The following is a 14,758-nucleotide window of genomic DNA, read 5'->3' as shown; positions in this document are numbered from 1 at the left end:
TCAGGTGTGTAAGTGTAGTGATACATTGAGCTAACTGATACTAATGAACCGAGAGTCTTAACCTTACAACTCGGAGTTGTTTTGGATACGCGAAGATAAAGATAGATTAATAGATAATCGAACAGTTTGTTCCGGATTGAGCGATTGATGTGGATATGAGATAATGCGCAGCAATTGAGAGAAGAGAAGACAGAATATGTCTGGCGGTAATAGCGCGGTGGTCCCACCTGACCCCATGCCGAACTCAGAAGTGAAACGCCGTAGTGCCGATGGTAGTGTGGGTATTACCCATGTGAGAGTAGGGTGCCGCCAGACTTTTAAATATACGAGCCCAGCAGCGATGCTGGGCTTTTTTGCATTCTAGGATTAATGTATTTTTGTTAATTATTTTTCAGAGTTATTTCCCTGAATAGTAGACAATGGATAATCTAAATTTTCTGTATCAGTTTTTGGGTTCTGATTTTATTGAAAAATATACAACAATCCCGTAATTAATTGTTAAATTGTATTATTTGGATGTTGAACAACATAATATACGATTGTTAATATTACTAAATAGTATTTTATGGATAATATATAGCTTATGGATAGGCTCTTTAGGTAGTTTAGCTATAGAGGTTACCTTCACGATAATTACTATTATGACAATTATTAAATTATCACCAAAATCGACTGTATGATATTATATTTATTCTATTAGTATCATTTTCCTATTTATTTATTGTTGTATGTATGAAACAATTCAACAATATAAAAATAAATTTTTTGAGGTAGTCAGTGATCGATAATGATGGCTACCGTCCAAATGTAGGAATAGTTATTTGTAACAGGTATGGTCAAGTGCTTTGGGCTCGGCGTTATGGGCAAAACTCTTGGCAATTTCCTCAGGGCGGAATAAAACTTAATGAAACGCCAGAACAGGCAATGTTTCGTGAACTAAATGAAGAAGTAGGATTACTACCTAAAGACGTTAAAATTTTATCGGTTACCAATGGTTGGTTAAGGTATAAATTACCAAAACGTATGATTCGTTGGGATAATCAGCCGGTATGTATCGGTCAAAAACAAAAGTGGTTTTTATTAGAATTAATTTCTGATACGTCAGTTATTAATTTAAATATGTCTTCAACTCCTGAGTTTGATGATTGGAAATGGGTAAGTTATTGGTATCCTATACGACAGGTTATTGCTTTTAAGCGTGATGTATATCGCAAAGCAATGAAGGAGTTTTCTTTGCCTGCATTTACTATACAATCTGAAGTAGAAGAACCTGTAACAAATCTTTCTAAGAAAAAACGGTTTAACTTCTTTGCTCACAAACGAAAAAATAAACAGCGTATTAAAAAATGAATCAATTTTTACAATTTCCCAATTTTGATCCAATTGCTTTCTCAATCGGACCTATTTCATTACATTGGTATGGTGCAATGTACCTATTTGGTGTGCTTGGTGCTTTGTTTTTAGCTAAACGTCGAGCTAATAAACCCAATAGCAATTGGACATCACAACAAGTTGAAAACCTATTGTTCTGGGGTTTTTTAGGCCTCTTTATTGGTGGGCGATTAGGTTATGTATTATTTTATAATTTTGATGCATTTTGTGAAGATCCCGCTATTCTATTCAGAGTTTGGGAAGGAGGAATGTCTTTCCATGGTGGTTTGATTGGTGCCATTTGTGTTATTGCTATCTTTGCTAAAAAAACACAAAAGACCTTTATGCAAGTAGCTGATTTTGTAGCTCCATTAGTACCGCTTGGTTTAATGTTTGGCCGATTTGGTAATTTTATTAACGGTGAATTGTGGGGCCGAGTAACTAATTCTTCAATCGGTATGTTATTCCCTACTTCATCACATGCTGATTTTATGTTTGTTCAAGCAAATCCGGAATGGTTTTCCTTATACAGCCAATTAAACGGTGTTTTACCTCGTCACCCTTCACAACTTTATGAGATGGTATTTGAAGGTATAGTATTATTTATTATTTTAAATTTATTTATTCGCAAACCTCGTCCAGTTGGCGCAGTCTCAGGACTATTTTTAGTTTGTTATGGCATATTTAGGTTTATAATTGAGTTCTTTAGACAACCCGATGAACAATTAGGATTATTTTTAAATATAATCAGTATGGGACAAATTCTCTGTCTCCCTATGATCATTGGTGGTATCTTGATGCTTTTATATGCATATAGATTTAACAATAAGGCTATTAAAAAATGAAACAGTATTTATCACTAATGCAAAAAATTTTAAACGAAGGAACGGCTAAATCGGATAGAACAGGTACAGGGACTTTATCGATCTTTGGTCACCAAATGCGATTTAATTTGCAAGATGGTTTTCCATTAGTGACCACAAAAAAATGTCATTTACGTTCAATTATCTATGAGTTACTTTGGTTTCTTAAAGGTGATACTAATATTAATTATTTAAAAGATAATAAAGTAACAATTTGGGATGAATGGGCCGATAAAAATGGTGATCTTGGTCCTGTTTATGGCAAACAATGGCGCGCTTGGGGCGCTGCGGATGGTCGACAAATAGATCAAATTTCGCAACTAATCGAACAAATTAAAAATGATCCAGACTCTAGAAGAATGATAGTTTCGGCATGGAATGTTGGTGAGCTAGATCAAATGGCGTTAGCACCTTGTCATGCTCTGTTTCAATTTTATGTAGCTCAAGGTAAGCTGTCATGTCAACTTTATCAACGTTCATGTGACGTATTCCTAGGATTACCATTTAATATTGCTAGTTATTCGTTATTAGTTCATATGATTGCTCAACAATGCGATTTAGAAGTTGGTGATTTTGTTTGGACAGGTGGCGATACCCATTTGTATTCCAATCATATGGAGCAAACACATTTACAATTAAGCCGTGAGCCAAAACCATTGCCTAAGCTTGTAATTAAACGCAGACCACCTACAATTTTTGATTATGAATTTGAAGATTTTGAAATTGTTGATTACGATCCTTATCCAGCAATAAAAGCGCCAGTAGCAATTTAAAGCTTAACAAATTTTGAGAAATACTCTTTTAGGGTATATTTTTTCTAAATTATAAGTAAAAATTGATTATTAGGGATTAATCAATTTAATCCTTAATATGTGTTTTTTTATATAATCTTTTAAAACAACTTCATGATAAGAAGTTTAGTTATCTTTGATTATTTTATTTTTCTGCCGCATAACTGAAGATATTGGTATATAATGACTAACTTTGTTTAAATGGTTATTTAATCTTAATATGAGTCAAAATCAAGAAATTCATCCTATTTTTACAAAACGATTATTACATCCTCGCTATTGGTTAACCTGGTTTGGTATTTCTATTTTATATTTGATCGTTTTACTGCCATATCCGGTTATTTATCAATTAGGGAAAGGTTTAGGATTACTTTCGATGAAATTAATTGGCAAGCGTAAAGAGACCGCAAGGCAAAACTTAAAATTATGCTTTCCTGATAAATCCGAACAAGAACGAGATAAAATATTAAGAGATAATTTTATTTCCACAGGACTTGCTATATTTGAAACTGGTATGGCATGGTTCTGGTCCGACAAAAGACTTAAAAAACACTCTTCAATTAAAGGTGATTCACATATCACTCAGATACAACAGTCCGGACAGGGTGTTTTATTAATTGGTATTCACTTTTTAACGCTAGAACTAGGTGCACGTATTTTAGGTATGAGTCATCCAGGTGTAGGTGTTTATCGACCAAACGACAACCCTGTTATGGATTATGTACAATTAAAAGGGCGTTTAAAATCGAATAAATATATGTTAGATCGCTATAATACTAAAGGCATGATAAGAGCCTTAAAGAATGGTGAACTGCTTTGGTATGCGCCAGATCATGATTATGGTCCTAAGAATAGCGTTTTTGCGCCACTCTTTGCGGTAGAAAAAGCAGCAACGACCATTGGAACTCGAATTTTGGTTAAATTAAGTCAGCCTGCAATTATTCCTTTCACCCCTAAACGAGAAAAGAATGGGCACTATACTGTTTACGTTACACCTGAGCTTAAAGGCTATCCTATAGATGATGATGTGCTAGCGGCTACTTTTATGAACAAAGCGATTGAACACGAAATATTAAAAGCACCAGAACAATATATGTGGTTACATCGACGATTCAAAACTCGACCTAAAGGTGAAGCGCCTTTATATACAAATAAAGTCCAATCAGATTAATTTGATAACTTTATAATATTTTCAAATAATTGAAAGAAAGAATATGCAAAAACTGAACAAAATAATTTTGTATTGTCGACCAGGATTTGAAAAAGAATGTGCAGCAGAAATAACAGATAGAGCCGCACAAAAAGAGATATTTGGATTTGCCAAAGTCAAAGAAAACATCGGTTATGTGATATTTGAATGCTATCAAGATGGTGACGCTCAATTATTGATTAAAGAAATTCCTTTTCGAACACTTATTTTTGCCAGACAAATGTTTGTTGCTGGTGAATTATTGGCTGATTTACCAACAGAAGATCGTATTACGCCAATAATTAATTTTTTATCTGGTATTGTTGATAAAGCTGGTGATTTACGTGTTGAAGTGGTAGATACTAATGAAGGTAAACAATTAGCAGGATTTTGCCGAAAGTTTACTGTTCCACTTCGCCAGGCATTACGTAACAAACGTATTTTGTTAAAAGTACAAAATCCATCTAGACCAGTTATTCATTTATTATTTATCAATAATAATAGCTGTTATGTTGGCTATTCTCTGAGTCAAAATAACTCTCCTTTTTATATGGGTATACCGAGGTTAAAATTTCCATCTGATGCACCAAGTCGTTCAACATTAAAATTGGAAGAAGCTTTTCATATTTTTATTCCTTATGAAGAATGGGATGAACGACTTAAAGGTGGTTTAAACGCTGTTGATTTAGGAGCGTGTCCAGGCGGTTGGACTTATCAATTGGTCAAAAGAAGTATGATGGTATATGCTATAGATAATGGTCCTATGAATGAAAAATTAATGGAAACAGGACAAGTTAAACATTATCGTGAAGATGGCTTTAAATTTATACCTAAAAAGCATAATATTTATTGGTTGGTGTGTGATATGGTTGAAAAACCAGCCAAAGTAACAGAGTTAATAGCTAAATGGCTAATTAATGGTTGGTGTAGAGAGGCAATTTTTAATCTCAAACTACCAATGAAAAAACGTTATGAAGAAGTAAAACAAAATTTACAATTACTAATAGAAGAACTAAATAACAGCCAAATAAATGTACAAATTCAGGCTAAGCAACTTTTTCATGATCGTGAAGAAGTTACTGTACATGTACAGCGAATTTGGGGATGAGAAATTATAAGAGAATGGTTATGAAATTAAAACAATCCTTTTATGCTATTGTTATTTTAGCATTATTTTCACTTTTAGTTGGATGTCATCTTAGCTCATCAAAAAGCGGTAAATACGATGAAACTAAAGACTCCAATTATTATTTGTCGCAGGTAGATACTAGCTCAGGAAGTGCTAAAATCGATTGGCAGTTATTGGCAATAAGAGCATTAATAAACGAGAATAAACTTTCTCAAGCAAATAAATTATTATCTCAACTACCAGCTAATCTTAATGTAGAACAACAAAAAGACCAATTGTTATCTCAAGGTGAAATAGCAACTAGAAAAGGGCAACCATTTAATCTTAGCCAATTATCTATCGAGAAATTAAATGATTCACAATCATATCGTTATTATTCAATCAAATTAGCCTTAGACAAAAAAGCTAAAAAGATTAATGAACAAGCGAATGATTATTTGTCTTTACAAAAATTTGCACCTGAAAAATTAAAAAAACAAATTTTAAATAATACCTGGAATTTCTTTAGCAAATTATCGACAAATCAACTAAGTAAAATTGCCGTACTTGAAAATGACTTCATATTGAAAGGTTGGATTGATTTAAGTTATACATATCAAAGTAATAATAGACAAATTTCTATTCAAGACGGTGATAGTTCAGAAGTGCTTGAAGCGAAAAATACAAATCGTAAAAATCAACTAAAACAAGCTATTTTGGATTGGGCTGCAAAATATCCCGATCATCCTGCACAAAATATTGTTGCGATTATAACAGGTGAACAAACACTTGCGGTTGATAATGTGAATGCCAAAAAAGTAGCTTTACTATTACCTCTGAATGGATCTTCTCGAATATTTGGTAATACTATTCGTCAAGGATATGTTGATGCAGTTAAGTTCTATCCTCAAGAACCACAACAAAATGTTATTGTTTTAGATACAACGTCAGTACCAATGGATAATTTAATTCAGCAAGCGCAAGAACAAAATGTCGATTTAATCGTTGGTCCATTATTGAAGTCTGAAGTGAGTAAAATAAAGCAGTTAGCACCTAATATCCCAGTTCTAGCATTGAATAAGGTTGATGATGGAACAGTTTCCGCTAACAAAATGTGCTTTTTTGCGTTATCTCCTGAAGATGAAGCAAAGGATGCGGCTGACCATATTTTTGCTCAAAATAAACAAAAGCCATTGTTAGTTATACCACAAAATGACTTGGGTAGGCGTGTAGCCCAAAGCTTTGCTAAGCAATGGTCGCAAATTTCTAATGGCTCACAAGCTTATGTACAATATGTTGGTAATTTAAATACTTTACGCGCCAATATTAATCATAGTAGTGGAATAAGTTTAACCGGTAGTCCGATTGTATTTAATAGTGATGATGGCTCAGCCTCAATGACCTCAAATGGTTCCTCTTCTGGATTTGATGCAATTTATATTTATGCATCTTATGACGAATTAACCTTGATAAAACCAATGCTAGATATGGGGGCGGGTAAGACAGTAGGTAATGGCTCTTCACCAATAGCGCTTTATTCAAGTTCTAAAAGTCATGTGGCAAATGCTTCGAATGACTTTTATTATGATATGAATCAAACGGAATATTCTGACATTCCTTTGATTATTAATTCATCAGAAAAGACAACGGCAGTGATTCCTAGCAATATTCAAAAAGATTATTCTTTAACACGATTATACGCTATGGGAATCGATGCGTGGCGATTAGCTAATCGTTTTAATCAATTAGACTCTTATCAACCTAATTTTTTAGATGGAATGACTGGTAAATTATCAACCAGTAATCAATGTGAAGTGACTCGAACACTTGCATGGCAACAATATGCCTATGTTACATCCCAATCGTCCTCGGAACAGAACGAAAACTAAAGATATCGGCAAGCATTATGAACATATTGCTTGCCAATTTTTAGCCAATCAAGGACTTGTGTTACTTGATCAAAATAGCTTATATCGAATCGGTGAAATTGATTTAGTTATGCGAGATAAGAGTTGTCTTGTTTTTGTTGAAGTTAGATATCGAAAAAATGCTAATTTTGGCGAGGCTGAAATGACTATTTCGCTCACTAAGCAAAACAAAATTAAAAAGGCAGCTCAACTTTGGATGTTAAATAATAACTTAAATATTGAAGATACAGAGTTTAGGTTTGATGTTTTTGCCATAACGGGAAAAAGTCAAAAATGGATAATTAATGCGTTTTAATGATCAGGTGAAAAACGTGCAAGATTTAATAAAAAATTATTTTACTGAAAGTATTCAAACTCAAATTGTTATGGCTGAATCTCTAGGCTCTTCAATTGAAAAAGCGGCTAATATTATCGTTGAAGGATTACTTAATGGTAATAAAATTATGGGATGTGGTAATGGCTCAGCTGCTGCAAATATACAAAGTTTTACCTCTCGGTTAATTACCAGTCTTGATATTGAAAGACCGAGTATTCCGGCCATTGCATTAGTTTCTGATAATGTATTGTTAAGTGCGATATCTAATCACGAAGAAATTTATGCTCGACAAATTCAAGCTTTAGGTCAACAAGGTGATATCTTAGTTATTTCAACTTGTGAAGGGAATAGCCGTTCGATTATTCGTGCTGTTCAAGAAGCCGTAATTAAAGATATGAAAATTGTTGCCTTAACTGCATTTGATGGTGGAGAAGTGATCGGATTACTTGGGCAAAATGATATTGAAATTAGAATTCCATCTTATAAAAAGGTGATGGCTTATGAAATGCATGCAATGATTTTAAACTGCTTAAGCCAATTAATTGAAAATACATTGTTTATTCATACAGAATAAGTTGAAATAAAAACAGTTTTGTTCTGCATTAATAGCGATTTTTATGCTATAATTATGAACTATTTTAAGATTTAAGTTAATAAGAGAACCTGGTGTTATGACCGAACTAGCCAAAGAAATAACCCCCGTCAATATTGAAGACGAATTAAAATCCTCTTATCTTGATTATGCGATGTCTGTTATTGTTGGGCGAGCTTTACCTGATGTCCGCGACGGACTTAAACCTGTTCACAGACGGGTTTTATTCGCAATGCATGAAGCTGGATACGATTGGAATAAACCTTACCGAAAATCTGCTCGTGTTGTTGGGGACGTAATCGGTAAATATCATCCACATGGTGATTTAGCCGTTTATGATACCATTGTTCGTATGGCACAACCATTTTCATTACGTTATATGCTTGTTGATGGCCAAGGTAACTTTGGTTCTGTCGATGGTGACTCTGCGGCGGCAATGCGTTATACCGAAATTCGCATGCAAAAGTTTGCCGGTGCATTATTAACTGATTTAGATAAAGAAACAGTAGATTTTTCACCAAACTACGATGGATCAGAAATGATTCCTGACGTGTTGCCAACTCGCATTCCTAATTTATTAATTAATGGTTCGTCAGGTATTGCTGTTGGTATGGCAACCAACATCCCTCCTCATAATCTAGCAGAAGTTATCAATGGTTGCTTAGCATTTATTGAGGATGAAAATATTTCTGTTGATGGATTAATGGAATATATTCATGGTCCAGATTTTCCTACTGCTGCTTTAATTAATGGCCGTAAAGGTATTGAAAATGCTTATCGAACTGGCCGTGGTATTATTTATATTCGTTCAAAGGCGACGATTGAAGTAGATGATCATAGTGGTCGTGAAACGATCATTGTTAATGAGATCCCTTATCAAGTTAATAAGAAAAAACTGATCGAAAAAATAGCTGAACTAGTTAAAGACAAAAAAGTTGAAGGTATTTCAGCATTGCGTGATGAATCAGATAAAGATGGTATGCGCATTGTTATTGAAATCAAACGTGATGCAGTTGGCGAAGTCGTTTTAAATAATCTTTTCTCATTAACTCAACTACAGGTTTCTTTCGGGATTAATATGGTTGCCTTACATAAAGGTCAACCGAAACTATTAAACTTACGAGAAATGATCGAGGCGTTTGTTCTTCACCGCCGTGAAGTCGTAACGCGTCGAACTATCTATGAACTTCGCAAAGCTCGTGAACGAGCGCATGTGTTGGAAGGTTTAGCGATAGCATTGGCTAATATCGATCCTGTTATTGAATTAATTCGTGCTGCGGCGACTCCTTCTGAAGCGAAAGCTAAATTATTATCGCAAGCTTGGCAACTAGGTAATGTTGCGGCAATGCTTGAAAAAGCGGGTAATGATGCCGCTCGTCCTGAAGATTTAGCACCTGAATTTGGTATTCGTGATGGCCATTATTATCTTTCTGAAGCTCAAGCCCAAGCAATTTTAGATCTTCGATTACATCGTTTAACAGGACTGGAACACGAAAAAATTCTTGATGAATATAAAGAACTATTAGTTCAAATTGCTGGTTTGTTACATATTCTAGCGAGTCCAGAAAGACTAATGGAAGTTATTCGCGAAGAGCTTGAAGCTGTTCGAGATCAATTCCAAGATGCAAGACGAACTGAAATTACAGCAAGTAGTGCGGATATCAATATTGAAGATCTTATTGCTCAAGAAGATGTTGTAGTTACGCTTTCTCATCAAGGTTATGTAAAATACCAACCGTTATCTGATTATGAAGCTCAGCGTCGGGGCGGTAAGGGCAAATCGGCAACGAAAATTAAAGAAGAAGATTTTGTCGAAAAATTACTGGTTGCAAATACTCATGACACGATTCTTTGTTTCTCAAGTCGTGGCAGATTATATTGGATGAAAGTTTATCAATTACCTGAAGCCAGTCGAGGCTCCCGTGGTCGTCCAATTATTAATTTATTACCATTGGAAGCAGATGAACGTATTACAGCGATTCTACCTGTTCGTGAATTTGATGATGAGCATTGTGTGTTTATGGCGACAGCTCAAGGTACGGTTAAGAAAACTTCATTAATTGAATTTAGTCGTCCGAGAAGTGGTGGCATTATTGCTATTAACTTACGTGATGATGATGAGTTAATTGGTGTTGATTTAACCAGTAACGAAACAGCAGATGCTGTTGATGATGAAGAACTCAATGATGATGTTATTGTTGATGAGCTTGACGATGGTGATGAGGTCTCGCAAATTTCCAATACTGAAGATATTATGTTATTCTCAGCCAATGGTAAAGTTGTACGATTCCCGGCCAATAAAGTCCGTTGTATGGGTAGAACAGCAACAGGTGTTCGAGGTATTAAATTAGAAGGTGATGATAAAGTTGTATCACTTATCGTCCCTCGTGGTAATGGTACAATTTTAACAGCAACTCAAAATGGTTATGGTAAACGTACTGAACAAGAGTTATATCCAACTAAATCAAGAGCAACGAAAGGCGTAATCTCTATTAAAGTGAGTGAACGAAATGGTGCTGTAGTTGGTGCAGTGCAGGTTGAAGAAACCGACCAAATCATGCTGATTACTGATGCAGGAACTTTAGTACGAACTCGAGTATCAGAAGTCAGTGTTGTTGGACGAAACACGCAAGGGGTTACGTTGATCCGAACAGCTGAAAATGAGAAAGTTGTTGGATTACAAAGAATTGCTGAAACAGAGGATGATGTTGAATCGGAACTATCGCCACAGAGTGAGGATAGTAATGATTCAAACCAAGAATCCGAACAATAATTTTAATTATAAAAAAGGATTAGCCACACAGACTAATCCTTTTTTATTTTCTAAAACAGTGAAAAGGAATAGAATTACATGTCTTTCTTAATAAAAAAAATCTTAACTAATCTTGCATGGCAAATATTAATTGCCTTGATTTTAGGTGTAGCTGTTGGTGCTTTTCTATATGAACTAGCAGATCCTAATCATGCGTTACATTCATATTACCAATTTTCAATTGTTAATATTTTCCAACCAGCAGGTGATATTTTTATTCGTTTAATTAAGATGATTGTTTTACCAATTATACTTAGTACACTGACATTAGGTATTGCTGGAATTGGTGGCTCTAAACGTTTAGGAACATTAGGATTTAAAACCATTCTTTATTTCGAAATCATTACAACAATTGCTATTTTATTAGGTCTTTTATGGGGTAATGTTTTTGCCCCCGGTGCTGGTATTGACTCTTCAACTTTAGCCACAACTGATATTAGTAAATATACTAAAGCAGCCGAAGAGTTAAGTGGCAAACCTCACGGTTTGATTGTCATGATTTTAGACATGATTCCAGCAAATATATTTAAAGCAATGACGGATGGCGCAGTTTTACCGGTTATTTTCTTCTGTGTATTTTTTGGTTTAGGTTTAATGTCTTTACCAGATAAACAACGCGAACCATTTGTGTTCTTTTTGAAAGTAGTTTCAGATACTATGTTTAAAGTGACCAACATGATTATGCGTTATGCGCCAATTGGTGTATTTGCATTAATTACCGTAACTGTTGCTAAATATGGTTTTGCTTCTTTACTACCGCTATTAAAACTGATTCTAACTGTGTATTCCGCAATGATCATTTTTACATTAGTGGTATTAGGTGCAGTTTGTAAACTATGTAAATTCAATATTTTTACTTTATTAAAAATATTGAAGGAAGAATTAGTTATTGCTTTTTCTACAGCAAGTTCAGAAACAGCATTACCAAAAATCATTGAAAAGATGGAGGCCTATGGAGCACCAAAAGCGATCACAAGCTTTGTTATTCCTACTGGATATTCATTCAATCTTGATGGTTCGACATTATACCAAAGTATCACGGTTATCTTCTTAGCACAGTTATTTGGTATGGATTTAAGTATCTTAGATCAAATAATCATTGTAATAACATTAATGATTGCTTCAAAAGGAATTGCTGGAGTACCAGGTGCTTCTATTTTAGTTCTATCAGCAACACTTGGTAGTGTTGGTATTCCACTAGAAGGCATCGGTTATATTATGGGTGTTGAACGTATTTTAGATATGGGTAGAACAGTTGTTAATGTTGTTGGTAATGCATTAGCGGCAATTGTTATTGCGCGTTGGGAACATGTCTTTGATGATAAAAAGGCAAGAGCCTATGAGCAAGAATATTTAAAATAGAAATTTACTCTAAAAAGCTTCAGGTAACTGAAGCTTTTTTTATGCATCTAATTTAATAAATTTTATGATGTGATTATTGAAAACATAAAAAAACCCAGCTTAAGCTGGGTTTTTTATTGCTAGATAAAACTATTTAATTTTAGCTTCTTTGTAAACAACATGCTGACGAACAACAGGATCATATTTTTTGATCTCCATTTTTTCAGGCATGGTTCTTTTGTTTTTGCTAGTGGTATAAAAATGACCGGTACCAGCAGAAGAAACTAATCTAATTTTTTCACGTACACCTTTAGCCATGATATGGTTTCCTTATTAGTACTTTTCACCACGGGCACGAAGTTCAGCTAAAACTGCATCAATACCCTTTTTATCGATAGTACGCATACCTTTAGCTGATACACGCAATTTTACAAAACGTTTTTCACTCTCAATCCAGAAACGGTGAGTTTGAAGGTTTGGTAGAAAACGACGTTTAGTAGCATTCATCGCATGAGAACGATTATTTCCCACTAAAGGACCTTTTCCTGTTACTTGGCATACTCGTGACATGTCAATAATTCTCCAAAATTTCTATGCTTAAGCCTAGGGCGTAATATGTTAATGGAATTAACCTCGTCAGGCTTTTAGTTCGCTGCAGTTCTTTTGAGAAGCAGTCTCACCTCTCACACTACACCCATAATAATGAGGTAGCGAAGTATACGCTTTTACAGGTAAATTCTCAAGCATTATCTTATTTATGCACAAAAATAAGTTTCTAATTGAAAAAAATAAATATACCGAGAGTTGTTATTTTTAGCAAAACTATTATATCGTAGTTCATGTTGTGTTGTTCAATATAAAACTATTATATCGTAGTTCATGTTGTGTTGTTCAATATAAAACTATTTAATTTTATAACAGATATGTTTTAATACTATTGAATTCAGATATTATCTGTTAGGCCTAATTTTCTTACTTTCAAGGAGATAGTATGAGTCAGTTCACGCCATACAGTATCTATGGCATTATCGGTTATCCACTAGGGCATAGTATGAGCCCACTTATTCATACAACGTCATTTCAAGATTATGGTATTCCTGCTGTATTGGTGCCATTTCCTACGCCACCCGAAGATATTGCTACTTTATTTAAATCAGTAAGATTACTTAATATTCGTGGTTTATGTGTCACTATTCCACATAAGCAAACTATTATCCCTTATTTAGATGAAGTAACCGAACATGTCAAAAAAGCGGGAGCAGCTAACTTAGTTTATTGGGATGGTGACAAACTTTGTGGTGATAACACTGATATTATTGGTTTTATGCAACCATTAGCACAAAAAAAACTACCTGCTGAGTATAAGAAGGTTTTACTACTTGGCGCTGGTGGTGCGGCTAGGGCTGCGGTTGTTGGTTTACAAGACCTTGGTTATCACGACATTACGGTAACGGATATTGTTACTGATCTTCCAGAGGCACTAGCTAAAGAATTTAATCTTAAAACGATTGCATGGGAAGATAGAGATAAAGTAGAAGCGCAAATTATTATCAATTCTACTCCACTAGGTATGCAAGGCAAATTTGAAGATCAGACACCTTACGAACAAGCTTGGTTTAAAGGTAAAGGGATTGCATACGATATTGTATATACACCATACAATACCAAATTTAGACAAGAAGCAGAAAAAGCGGGATGGGAATCAATTTCTGGTCGAGAAATGTTTATTGGTCAAGCAAATGCCCAATTTAAAATTTGGACCGGTAAAGATCTTTCTGAGAAAGCAAAACAAGCTGTAATTGATGCCTTAGCAGGAAAATAAAATTATAAATAGCCTCGCTCTCATTTTATGGGAGCGATATTTTAAGGTTTTAGGTATTTAATCATCATTTTAAATATTTATTAAATCAATAAAGTAATTATGTTTAGTAAATTTAAAATTGATTAAAAAGGAGTAGTTATGACTAATTTAGAATTACAAGCGTATCGCCGTTTTTTAATGTTAAAAGTGTCAGAAGCAAGTGAATATATTGGTAAAACTGATGTCGAAACATGGCGTAAGTGGGAAAACGGTTCATTACCTATTCCTGAAAATGTGGCAATAGCTATGAAAGAATTAAAAGCTTTTCGCAACGAGAAAATAAAATTGATTATAAATAGCATTAATGACCGTGTAGGTAGTAATACCATTCGTTATTTTATGACTTATCCAGAATTCAAAAAAGTTAACCCAGACTTAGATGTGCTGCAATGGCGATTACATCAATCAATTGCTACTGAACTTTATTTTAGAGGATTAGAAAAATTGTGTTAATGACTATGTTTGACACAATAGTCTATGATTAAAATCGAATGTGTAATAAATTATTTACAGTTATTTTTTTATTTATGTTTATTTAAATCATATTGTTATGTTGATTTTGAATTAGACTGTAAAAAAATATTGC

15 protein-coding genes and 1 rRNA gene are annotated in these 14,758 nt (G+C 34.2%); 14 read left to right on the top strand and 2 right to left on the bottom strand.

Annotated elements, in window-relative coordinates:
* Positions 1–199: 199 nt before the first annotated feature.
* The 12 genes from rrf to gltP all read left to right on the top strand — a co-directional run bounded on the left by rrf (position 200) and on the right by gltP (position 12,332).
* Positions 200–315 (top strand): 5S ribosomal RNA (gene rrf / locus H3U97_RS03215).
* A 188-nt stretch (positions 316–503) separates the two neighbouring features.
* The gene (locus H3U97_RS11560) at positions 504–680 is read left to right on the top strand and encodes a YgjV family protein (RefSeq protein ID WP_370545669.1); all 177 of its coding nucleotides are present in this window, start codon (positions 504–506) and stop codon (positions 678–680) included.
* A 97-nt stretch (positions 681–777) separates the two neighbouring features.
* The gene (gene rppH, locus H3U97_RS03205) at positions 778–1,350 is read left to right on the top strand and encodes an RNA pyrophosphohydrolase (RefSeq protein ID WP_065578249.1); all 573 of its coding nucleotides are present in this window, start codon (positions 778–780) and stop codon (positions 1,348–1,350) included.
* The gene (gene lgt / locus H3U97_RS03200) at positions 1,347–2,216 is read left to right on the top strand and encodes a prolipoprotein diacylglyceryl transferase (RefSeq protein WP_065578250.1); all 870 of its coding nucleotides are present in this window, start codon (positions 1,347–1,349) and stop codon (positions 2,214–2,216) included. Before rppH ends, lgt begins: the two co-directional genes overlap by 4 nt.
* Positions 2,213–3,007, top strand: coding sequence for a thymidylate synthase (thyA, locus tag H3U97_RS03195; RefSeq protein WP_065652097.1), 795 nt, complete (start codon positions 2,213–2,215; stop codon positions 3,005–3,007). The genes lgt and thyA overlap by 4 nt, the downstream gene beginning before the upstream one ends.
* A gap of 238 nt (positions 3,008–3,245) precedes the next feature.
* The gene (locus H3U97_RS03190; RefSeq protein WP_198198062.1) at positions 3,246–4,196 is read left to right on the top strand and encodes a Kdo(2)-lipid IV(A) acyltransferase; all 951 of its coding nucleotides are present in this window, start codon (positions 3,246–3,248) and stop codon (positions 4,194–4,196) included.
* Between the two features lie 52 nt (positions 4,197–4,248).
* The gene (gene rlmM, locus H3U97_RS03185) at positions 4,249–5,322 is read left to right on the top strand and encodes a 23S rRNA (cytidine(2498)-2'-O)-methyltransferase RlmM (protein ID WP_198198076.1); all 1,074 of its coding nucleotides are present in this window, start codon (positions 4,249–4,251) and stop codon (positions 5,320–5,322) included.
* 20 nt (positions 5,323–5,342) lie between these two features.
* Positions 5,343–7,211, top strand: coding sequence for a penicillin-binding protein activator (locus H3U97_RS03180; RefSeq protein WP_198198060.1), 1,869 nt, complete (start codon positions 5,343–5,345; stop codon positions 7,209–7,211).
* Positions 7,165–7,545, top strand: a complete 381-nt coding sequence (locus H3U97_RS03175) for a YraN family protein (RefSeq protein ID WP_198198058.1) — start codon at positions 7,165–7,167, stop codon at positions 7,543–7,545. Before H3U97_RS03180 ends, H3U97_RS03175 begins: the two co-directional genes overlap by 47 nt.
* 16 nt (positions 7,546–7,561) lie before the next feature.
* Positions 7,562–8,140 carry an SIS domain-containing protein gene (locus H3U97_RS03170; RefSeq protein ID WP_198198056.1) on the top strand — a complete coding sequence of 193 codons (579 nt, stop codon included), beginning with the start codon at positions 7,562–7,564 and terminating at the stop codon, positions 8,138–8,140.
* A 97-nt stretch (positions 8,141–8,237) separates the two neighbouring features.
* Positions 8,238–10,931 carry a DNA topoisomerase (ATP-hydrolyzing) subunit A gene (gyrA, locus tag H3U97_RS03165; protein ID WP_198198054.1) on the top strand — a complete coding sequence of 898 codons (2,694 nt, stop codon included), beginning with the start codon at positions 8,238–8,240 and terminating at the stop codon, positions 10,929–10,931.
* 90 nt (positions 10,932–11,021) lie between these two features.
* Positions 11,022–12,332 (top strand): glutamate/aspartate:proton symporter GltP, encoded by a 1,311-nt coding sequence (gene gltP / locus H3U97_RS03160; RefSeq protein WP_165755077.1) that lies wholly within the window; start codon positions 11,022–11,024, stop codon positions 12,330–12,332.
* 129 nt (positions 12,333–12,461) lie between these two features.
* Here the strand turns inward: gltP and rpmG are convergent, their stop codons facing one another.
* On the bottom strand, positions 12,462–12,629 hold the full coding sequence (gene rpmG, locus H3U97_RS03155) for a 50S ribosomal protein L33 (protein ID WP_034884348.1): 168 nt from the start codon (positions 12,627–12,629) through the stop codon (positions 12,462–12,464).
* A 15-nt stretch (positions 12,630–12,644) separates the two neighbouring features.
* Positions 12,645–12,881 (bottom strand): 50S ribosomal protein L28, encoded by a 237-nt coding sequence (gene rpmB, locus H3U97_RS03150; RefSeq protein WP_034884345.1) that lies wholly within the window; start codon positions 12,879–12,881, stop codon positions 12,645–12,647.
* A 421-nt stretch (positions 12,882–13,302) separates the two neighbouring features.
* Between rpmB and aroE the strand changes: the two genes are divergently transcribed.
* Together aroE and H3U97_RS03140 are read left to right on the top strand one after the other, a co-directional pair.
* Positions 13,303–14,133: a shikimate dehydrogenase gene (gene aroE / locus H3U97_RS03145; protein WP_065613781.1), complete on the top strand. Its 831-nt coding sequence runs from the start codon at positions 13,303–13,305 to the stop codon at positions 14,131–14,133.
* Between the two features lie 138 nt (positions 14,134–14,271).
* Positions 14,272–14,625: a DUF1870 family protein gene (locus H3U97_RS03140; RefSeq protein ID WP_065578256.1), complete on the top strand. Its 354-nt coding sequence runs from the start codon at positions 14,272–14,274 to the stop codon at positions 14,623–14,625.
* Positions 14,626–14,758 lie beyond the last annotated feature (133 nt).

Source organism: Gilliamella sp. W8128 (assembly GCF_016100545.1).
GTDB lineage: Bacteria > Pseudomonadota > Gammaproteobacteria > Enterobacterales > Orbaceae > Gilliamella > Gilliamella apis.
Note: the sequence above shows the minus strand (reverse complement) of the source record. Positions and strands in the feature narration are given on the sequence as shown.

Coding starts and splice junctions, on each gene's coding strand:
- H3U97_RS03175 (WP_198198058.1), top strand. CDS start 7,165: ATGCCTATGTTACATCCCAATCGTCCTCGGAACAGAACGAAAACTAAA.
- lgt (WP_065578250.1), top strand. CDS start 1,347: ATGAATCAATTTTTACAATTTCCCAATTTTGATCCAATTGCTTTCTCA.
- H3U97_RS03140 (WP_065578256.1), top strand. CDS start 14,272: ATGACTAATTTAGAATTACAAGCGTATCGCCGTTTTTTAATGTTAAAA.
- gyrA (WP_198198054.1), top strand. CDS start 8,238: ATGACCGAACTAGCCAAAGAAATAACCCCCGTCAATATTGAAGACGAA.
- H3U97_RS03190 (WP_198198062.1), top strand. CDS start 3,246: ATGAGTCAAAATCAAGAAATTCATCCTATTTTTACAAAACGATTATTA.
- aroE (WP_065613781.1), top strand. CDS start 13,303: ATGAGTCAGTTCACGCCATACAGTATCTATGGCATTATCGGTTATCCA.
- thyA (WP_065652097.1), top strand. CDS start 2,213: ATGAAACAGTATTTATCACTAATGCAAAAAATTTTAAACGAAGGAACG.
- rpmB (WP_034884345.1), bottom strand. CDS start 12,881: ATGTCACGAGTATGCCAAGTAACAGGAAAAGGTCCTTTAGTGGGAAAT.
- H3U97_RS03180 (WP_198198060.1), top strand. CDS start 5,343: ATGAAATTAAAACAATCCTTTTATGCTATTGTTATTTTAGCATTATTT.
- rpmG (WP_034884348.1), bottom strand. CDS start 12,629: ATGGCTAAAGGTGTACGTGAAAAAATTAGATTAGTTTCTTCTGCTGGT.